This window comes from Apilactobacillus sp. EABW-1NA (genome assembly GCF_030398685.1).
In the GTDB taxonomy this organism is placed as follows: Bacteria; Bacillota; Bacilli; order Lactobacillales; family Lactobacillaceae; genus Apilactobacillus; species Apilactobacillus waqarii.
In genome coordinates this window covers 1-6,935 of sequence record NZ_JAPDKO010000039.1, presented here as the reverse complement: position 1 = coordinate 6,935, position 6,935 = coordinate 1, and the positions used below count along the sequence as shown (strand labels likewise).

11 protein-coding genes are annotated in these 6,935 nt (G+C 36.7%); 5 read left to right on the top strand and 6 right to left on the bottom strand.

All coding sequences use genetic code 11. The features are described from left to right. Nucleotides 1–154 precede the first annotated feature (154 nt). Nucleotides 155–346 carry a CsbD family protein gene (locus tag OEZ61_RS07705; protein WP_053791361.1) on the bottom strand — a complete coding sequence of 64 codons (192 nt, stop codon included), beginning with the start codon at nt 344–346 and terminating at the stop codon, nt 155–157. A 161-nt stretch (nt 347–507) separates the two neighbouring features. On the opposite strand from OEZ61_RS07705, the gene OEZ61_RS07700 reads away from it, so the two are divergent. After that, entirely contained in the window at nt 508–1,071 is a 564-nt protein-coding gene (locus OEZ61_RS07700) for an NAD(P)H-dependent oxidoreductase (RefSeq protein WP_220382360.1), read from the top strand. Between the two features lie 216 nt (nt 1,072–1,287). Here OEZ61_RS07700 and OEZ61_RS07695 read toward each other — a convergent pair whose 3' ends face one another. Beyond that, on the bottom strand, nt 1,288–2,415 hold the full coding sequence (locus OEZ61_RS07695) for an MFS transporter (RefSeq protein ID WP_290047303.1): 1,128 nt from the start codon (nt 2,413–2,415) through the stop codon (nt 1,288–1,290). After that, a complete protein-coding gene (locus OEZ61_RS07690; RefSeq protein WP_290047301.1) occupies nt 2,388–2,615 on the bottom strand; it encodes a hypothetical protein in 228 nt (75 codons plus the stop codon). Before OEZ61_RS07690 ends, OEZ61_RS07695 begins: the two co-directional genes overlap by 28 nt. Before the next feature lie 81 nt (nt 2,616–2,696). On the opposite strand from OEZ61_RS07690, the gene OEZ61_RS07685 reads away from it, so the two are divergent. Beyond that, complete coding sequence (locus OEZ61_RS07685) at nt 2,697–3,101, top strand: MerR family transcriptional regulator (RefSeq protein ID WP_248600960.1); 405 nt, start codon at nt 2,697–2,699, stop codon at nt 3,099–3,101. A 14-nt stretch (nt 3,102–3,115) separates the two neighbouring features. Here the strand turns inward: OEZ61_RS07685 and OEZ61_RS07680 are convergent, their stop codons facing one another. After that, a complete protein-coding gene (locus OEZ61_RS07680) occupies nt 3,116–3,385 on the bottom strand; it encodes a hypothetical protein (RefSeq protein WP_220382357.1) in 270 nt (89 codons plus the stop codon). A gap of 321 nt (nt 3,386–3,706) precedes the next feature. Further along, on the bottom strand, nt 3,707–4,606 hold the full coding sequence (locus OEZ61_RS07675) for a histidine phosphatase family protein (RefSeq protein WP_220382356.1): 900 nt from the start codon (nt 4,604–4,606) through the stop codon (nt 3,707–3,709). Nucleotides 4,607–4,764: 158 nt separating this feature from the next. Between OEZ61_RS07675 and OEZ61_RS07670 the strand changes: the two genes are divergently transcribed. Both OEZ61_RS07670 and OEZ61_RS07665 read left to right on the top strand, forming a co-directional pair. Next, nucleotides 4,765–5,268, top strand: coding sequence for a GNAT family N-acetyltransferase (locus tag OEZ61_RS07670; RefSeq protein WP_057197260.1), 504 nt, complete (start codon nt 4,765–4,767; stop codon nt 5,266–5,268). 159 nt (nt 5,269–5,427) lie between these two features. Then, a complete protein-coding gene (locus OEZ61_RS07665) occupies nt 5,428–5,937 on the top strand; it encodes a GNAT family N-acetyltransferase (RefSeq protein ID WP_220382355.1) in 510 nt (169 codons plus the stop codon). A gap of 30 nt (nt 5,938–5,967) precedes the next feature. Here OEZ61_RS07665 and OEZ61_RS07660 read toward each other — a convergent pair whose 3' ends face one another. Beyond that, entirely contained in the window at nt 5,968–6,249 is a 282-nt protein-coding gene (locus tag OEZ61_RS07660) for a hypothetical protein (RefSeq protein WP_220382354.1), read from the bottom strand. Nucleotides 6,250–6,447: 198 nt separating this feature from the next. On the opposite strand from OEZ61_RS07660, the gene OEZ61_RS07655 reads away from it, so the two are divergent. Continuing rightward, entirely contained in the window at nt 6,448–6,792 is a 345-nt protein-coding gene (locus OEZ61_RS07655) for a hypothetical protein (protein ID WP_220382353.1), read from the top strand. Nucleotides 6,793–6,935: the final 143 nt, after the last annotated feature.

Below are 6,935 nucleotides of genomic sequence, written 5' to 3'. Positions count from 1 at the left end.
CTTATTAATAATTTTTGTAAATCCTAAACCATTATAATAATCTTTAATGGCAGCTAATTTTAATTCTTTAGAAAACATAAAAGAACCCCTTAGGTTAGATTTCTCCAACTCAAGGGGTTCAGTTCACGCCGTAATGGCGTCTTTTTTATTATGTTTATTTGTTTTCGTTTTCACGTTGGCTACGACGTTCTTCTGACTTACGACGAGCTTCATCAAAACTGTCCTTAGCCTTACCGAAGAAGTTTTGTGCCTTACCCTTTAATTCATCTAACTTGCTACCAGTAGCCTTACCTTTTAATTCGGTTGCTTTACCTACAACCTTGTCTTTTGTATTTTCCAAATTCATAATATCACCTCAAGATATAGATTGGATAAATTACTTTATCTGCCCCTATCATAGAACATTTTTCCTATAATAGTGGTAAAGATTTTACTAAGATTATGTTACAGTTTTAAAGTTATCAAATTAAAGATATAATAAAGTCAAATATTTCGGAGGAAATCAAAATGAAAATCCTAGTTATTCAAGGTCATCCCGACGAAAAGTCATTTTCACACGGCAATGCCATGAACTATGTAGAACACGCGAAATCATTAGGTCACGAAGTTGTATTAGTCGACTTGAGTGATGCTGATTTTGACCCCGTTTTACGTTACGGATACAGACAACACATGGAAGATGAATCATTTCCAAAGCTCGTCCAACAATTGGTACAAAATGCCGATCATATCGCCTTCTTCTTTCCAATCTGGTGGTCAGCTGAACCTTCAGTATTGAAGGGACTATTCGACCGTGTCTTCACTCCTAAGTTCGCCTACACCTACCTTCCAAATGGCAAACGTGAAAAGCTACTAACCGGTAAAACAGCTAGCGTCTTCACAACCAGTCACGGACCAGCATTTTTCTACAAGATGTTTGGTAACGTGTTGTTTAGATGGAAGTACCTACTACTTGCCTACTGTGGCATCAAAGCTACTCACTGCTTTGATTTAGGAAACATGGAAGAAAAGGTCGACACGCCTGAACGTCGTCAACAATACATTGAAAAGTGTGCCAACACACTTAAATAACTTTCGGAGGTTTACCCAATGAAAAACAAACGCACAATCTCAATTGTTGCTCTATTATTGATCAATTTATCGTTAATTAGTAATGAAAACTTACCGCACAACACTATTTTTAAAGTTTTACATCTAATCTTATTTATCGCTTTATGCGTATATGTTATTTTCTGGATTAAAGATTATCATAAAAAATAAAAAGACCGCCCAAATGAGCAGCCTTTTTTATTTGCGGTGAAGTCGTTTGATATTAATTGCCATAATTAATGGAACTAACATCAATAGTGACATTAATAGTGTTTGATAGTGATAAGCGGTAATCACATTGGCGATGCCTGCGGTCAAAGTCACCACTAGTGACAATAGAATGGAACTCCCTAGTTGATAGAAAACGTTAACCGCACTGGATGTCGCCCCACCCAATTCCTTCGGCGTATTGGCAACTCCTGATACTGTCAGTGGGCCGAACGAGAAACCTTGGCCGATTCCAATCACAATCATTGGTAGTGCCACTGAAATCATGTAGCCATGTTGTAAATCTAAACCGAATAGCATTAAGACACCCAGCAATGTCACAATGGTACCGAATAACAATAGGCTTTCGTTTTTATACTTACTTGATAGCTTGGATTGAAGCATCCCAAACAAGAATTGCGGAATCGTTTCTGGCATGAAACCAAATGCAGAAAGTAGCGGCGTGAAGCCATAGTACTTTTGTAGTACTTGTGGGACTAAAAAGAAGAATGAAAACATTGATCCGATATAAAAGAACCTAGCGATATATGCAGATACACGTTCTTGGTCCTTAAAGATGGCCATTGGCATGATTGGATTATCAATCTTGACTTCACGGAATAAGAAGATGACCAATAACACGACAAAAATGGCGATAAATAGTCCCTTGTGGCCGGTACCGTTAATTGCATTAACCAATGACAAGATGGCTAAAACGGACAAAATTGAGCCAATATAGTCCAAATGAGCGTGCACTTGGGCGTTTACCTTTGGCACGAAGAAAATGGTCAATAGAATTAATAAAATTCCCAGTGGCACGTTGATCAGAAAACCTAGTCGCCATGAATAAAATGTGGTTACTAATCCCCCGATGATTAGTCCCACACTGGCACCTAATCCGGCGGTCACTCCGTAAAATGAGATTGCCTTTTCACGCTTTTTACCTTCATAGGTATCAAGCAGCAACGCCAATGAGGTTGGCGCTAGAATTGCAGAACCAATCCCTTGAAATGCGCGCATAACGATGATGAATAAGCCGTTTGGTGCGAGACCGACTAGTAGTGAGAATAACGTAAAGATGACCAGGCCTGTTAAGAAGATTGGTTTTCTGCCGTACAATCACCTAGACGACCACCTAGTAACAACATGCTCCCAAAGACTAAGGCATAGATATTGGTGATCCATGCGACACTTTGGCTGGTCATATGTAGGCTGTTGGCGATTTGAACCGTACTTGTAAATACAACGGAATTATCCAATAGAATCAAAAAATAGCTAATTAAAATAATTGGCAAAATAATGCCAAATTTATACTTCATGCTTGTGTCCCCCTAAAAATATGATAAAGTAATCATATTACTTAAAGCCAACTTTAAGGCAAGACATTGAGGTGAAAAATTTTGAACATTAAAGAAGCCAGTCAAATCACCGGTGTGCCAGCATCTACCATCCGTTATTACGAAAAAGAAAGCATTATCCCCGCCGTCGACAGAAATGAATCTGGTGTCCGCGACTTCGATGATCACGCGATTAGACGAATTAGTTTTGCGAAGAAAATGCGTGATGCCGGAATGGAAATCAGCACTTTAAAGCAATACATTAACCTATTCGACAACGTAAAAGATAGTGAAGATGAACAATTAGCCCTATTGGTCGAACAAAAGCGTCTAATGGAAGAAAAACGCGACAAGATGAATGACGCCATCGACCACTTGGCTCACAAGATTGAGAATTTCGACACCCACATGTTAAGAATCGAAGACGAGTTAAGAACAATGAAGGCAAATAAAAAAGAACGACTATAACAGTCGTTCTTTTGTTATGCTTGCTCTTCGTTTGCAGCTACGAAATGGTAGATGATGTAGCTAACAGTCCAAACAAAGATGAATACGAAAAAGATTAGGAGTGCTTTTACATCTAATTCGATGTTGAAGTTCAAGAATCCCTTTAGCTTAATAATGCTAAAACCTAATAATGATCCCCAGGAACCTTGAGAGTGCACCAAAAGTTCTACAAAACTATCAAGTAAAATTAGTAATAGGTACAAGATGGTACCATATGAGAACCAATTAAATGTCTTTTTTAACATGGTCTTCCTCCCAAATATCGGTTACTGTTATTATACACAAAAAGCAATCCTTTGTCGGATTGCTTTTTTGTTTTATCTTGGCTAATTCTATGAATGCGAGGCCTAACAGCACTGTAAGTAAAGGATGAGGTAAAGGATTAAATTCCTCATGGCGTGATGTTAATTATTAATAGTGGTTACGGAAACTATAATCGATCAATTAATCATTTCGGCTGTAGATAAACGATAATTACCTACCATAATCACCATGCATCCAAGCGACGAATTAGCCAAGTTTTGGCCTTTCTTCATATTATTCGTTCAAAATACAAGTCACCTTAATTATTTTTCGTAATCAACTTTCATGCTAGCTGATTCCTTGACCTTGTGGCTTTGTAGATACTTAGCACCCTTTTGGGCGTAACTTAAATCACCAATCTTTCCAAATGTGACCTTACCGGTCTTTACGTTGTAGTAGACTTTAGTAACTCCTGAGTTAGGAATTGAACCAGTGCTTAGTAATTGTTTATCTGCTTTGCTTAAGTTGTGATCGTACTTCGATAGGTAAGCAGCAATAACGTATCCTGAACTTACCACTAGAGCATTTTTACCATCTTTATTCTTAGTTAATTTAGCAACTCTCTTAATTCCGTCTGCTTCTCTTTTAATTACTTGGTTTGCAGATTCAGCTCGGTCAGCCTTTGGAAGTGAATCGCTATCTTTATCGATTTCATAAATAGCTTGGATTGTCTTTGGTACAAATTGAGTACCAAACTTCTTTGATAGTGATGCATCGTCTTTAACATGATAATAATCATTCACAAGTTTGTCGCTTTGATCACCATTGTATAATTCGTACTTACCACTACCAGCCTCTCTAAACTGAGGACTTTCTAACACTGTTAGTTTACTATTACCTGAATAGTCCAACATGTCCTTGATAGTGTCCAAATGGCGAACCAGTTTACCACATGCTGCTTCTGTGAAGTGAACTCCACGAAGTCCTGCTCCCACCTGTTTAGCAACTAAGTCACCCCGTGGTGTTAATGGATAGTCATCCCATCCTTCGTTTAAAGTTAAAACATTCCCGGTGGTCTGCCCATGTCGAGCAAGATATACCGTCACGACGTCGCCACTCTTCTTGGCACTCGGTGCTTTACTCTTGGCTGAAGCGGCCACCCCAGTACTTGAAAGTGTTAAAAATAGCAATAAGCCACTCATTAATTTGGCTTTGAAAATCATTAGCGTCATCTCCTGATGAATTATTTATGGAACATCTTTAATATATGCCTACCATGTAAATTTGCTATAAAAATTATGTAAAAGTTATGTAAATATAAACAGTGCATTTTTAGATGCCTTAGGGTATACTGAAATCAAAATGCTAGGAAGTGATAATTATGAATAATATCGCTGAATTTAAGCTAGATAGACAAAATTATGGTCTAGCGTTAGTCGAAGAATTTATGTCCACCGAAATTTACGACATCATCAATAAAGACCGCGAAGAATTAGCAAAGTGGCTACCATGGGCTAAGGACATGCAATCAATTGATGACGAAGCAAAATTCATTCGCTATGCTAAAGAACACAATATATTCGTTCTAGCAATTTTAAATGGTGCAAAACCAGTCGGTATGATTGATTTACACAATGTGGATGAAGTGAACCATACCGCTGAAATTGGCTACTGGTTATCCAGTGAATATCAAGGTAAAGGAATCATGTACAACAGTGTGCAATCACTTGTTAGTTATGCATTTAACTTCTTTGATATGGAAAAGCTAATTATTAAAGCTGAAATTGAAAATGAACCAAGCAGACACGTCGCTGAACGTGCTGGATTCACATTCCAAAAAACAGAAGAACCATTTGCGATTTATGCAAAACAAAAGAACGGCTAGGTTTAGCCGTTCTTTTTGTGCTTAAAAGTCACTAATTTATTTTTTTATGGCAATCAATTAAACTCATCGTTCAAAAGAATTCACTTTTGTTAATAAAAAGCTTTGAGAAGTTTTTTGTGACTGAGAATATACTATAAAAAAATCATAGGAGTGATAATTATGCACAACATTTCAGAATTTAAAATCAACAAGCACAAATATGGTTTAACCTTGGTAGAAGAAGATATGGCTGCCAAGTTTTATAGAATTATCCAGAAAGACCGTGAACAACTCGGAAAATGGTGTTCGTGGGCTAATAAGATTAGATTTATTGATGATGAAACAGATTTCATTAAAGCTGCTCGACAAGACTGTATCTTTATTCTAGCAATCATTGACGAGCAAAATCCGATTGGAATAATCGATCTACACAATTTAGATGAAGATAAACATACATGCGAAATTGGTTACTGGTTATCAAGTGAATATCAAGGTAAGGGAATCATGTATAACAGTTTACAAGTGATGAACTGCTATGCATTTAACTTTTTCGATATTGAAGAGTTAAAAATAATATCGCAAATCAAAAACATGAAATGTCGACACGTTGCCGAACGAACAGGCTTTAATTTCAAAGAAATTAAAGATCCATTTGCGATATATACCAAAGAAAAAACTGATTGGGAGTAACCATCAATGTACAAAAAAGAACGGCTAGAATTAGCCGTTCTTTTTATTTACCTTTAGCATGTAGTCCGTGAATCCATATAAAGCCATCCAGATTAACATGATGACAATAAAGTAAATCAATGTCTTCCATGTAATCAATAGGCTAAAGTTGAATTCTCCGGGGTTAAAATTCTTAACGACTCTTACGCCCATTAGAGTGCGCCAAGTAGATGGTGATTGATAGTAGAATCCTTCCAAAAATCCATCAATAATAGTTAAGATTACATATACCCCAACGCCAAGTGAAAACCATTTTCTCATCTTCATTTGCATAATGTAACCCACCTTTGCTATGTACTAACCACATAATAGCACAGCAATTATCTCAGTTGCAGTAAAAAAGTCTATAAAAAGCATGTTATATCAACGTTTTAACGAGTTAATACAAAATGATGACAATAGTTTGTCATTTTCATTAAGTTTATAAAGTGGTATATTCTTATTACTACAAAAATCAAAGGAGGTGCCATGATGAAGGCAATCAGAAACATTATTATTTTAGTATTCCTTGCTGTGCTTATTTTTGTTGTCCTACCTGTGGGAAAAGATTTCTACATCCAAACATCTTTAAGCAAACAAGCTAGTTCAGCCATCAGCAACCAACAAGAACTAAAGAAAGTTGCTGCTAACGAATCAACTTACGTGTACTTAACTCAACACAATAATGATCGTATTTACAATTCAGACTCAGATACTGGTAAAGGAGATACCTACCGTTACTCTGCCAAGTATGGTGACAAGAACATCACGCTTACTGGTACCCTATCAAATGCTGGATTTAAGGTAAAACTAGATAAAGTGGAAATCACACAATAAGAAAAAGCTCTCCAATGGAACTGCAACTATTATTTTGAACAAATAAATAAAAGCAGCTTTCTAACTATTTAATTGGGCAACTGATTTTCTGTATTCTACAGGTGATTGGTTGCCTAATTTTGTTAGTATTCGTTTATTATTCC

Bases quoted from the DNA above. Each gene is read 5' to 3' on its own strand.
- OEZ61_RS07660 (WP_220382354.1), bottom strand. From the start codon at position 6,249: ATGCAAATGAAGATGAGAAAATGGTTTTCACTTGGCGTTGGGGTATAT.
- OEZ61_RS07655 (WP_220382353.1), top strand. From the start codon at position 6,448: ATGAAGGCAATCAGAAACATTATTATTTTAGTATTCCTTGCTGTGCTT.
- OEZ61_RS07675 (WP_220382356.1), bottom strand. From the start codon at position 4,606: ATGATTTTCAAAGCCAAATTAATGAGTGGCTTATTGCTATTTTTAACA.
- OEZ61_RS07705 (WP_053791361.1), bottom strand. From the start codon at position 346: ATGAATTTGGAAAATACAAAAGACAAGGTTGTAGGTAAAGCAACCGAA.
- OEZ61_RS07690 (WP_290047301.1), bottom strand. From the start codon at position 2,615: ATGAAGTATAAATTTGGCATTATTTTGCCAATTATTTTAATTAGCTAT.
- OEZ61_RS07670 (WP_057197260.1), top strand. From the start codon at position 4,765: ATGAATAATATCGCTGAATTTAAGCTAGATAGACAAAATTATGGTCTA.
- OEZ61_RS07700 (WP_220382360.1), top strand. From the start codon at position 508: ATGAAAATCCTAGTTATTCAAGGTCATCCCGACGAAAAGTCATTTTCA.
- OEZ61_RS07680 (WP_220382357.1), bottom strand. From the start codon at position 3,385: ATGTTAAAAAAGACATTTAATTGGTTCTCATATGGTACCATCTTGTAC.
- OEZ61_RS07665 (WP_220382355.1), top strand. From the start codon at position 5,428: ATGCACAACATTTCAGAATTTAAAATCAACAAGCACAAATATGGTTTA.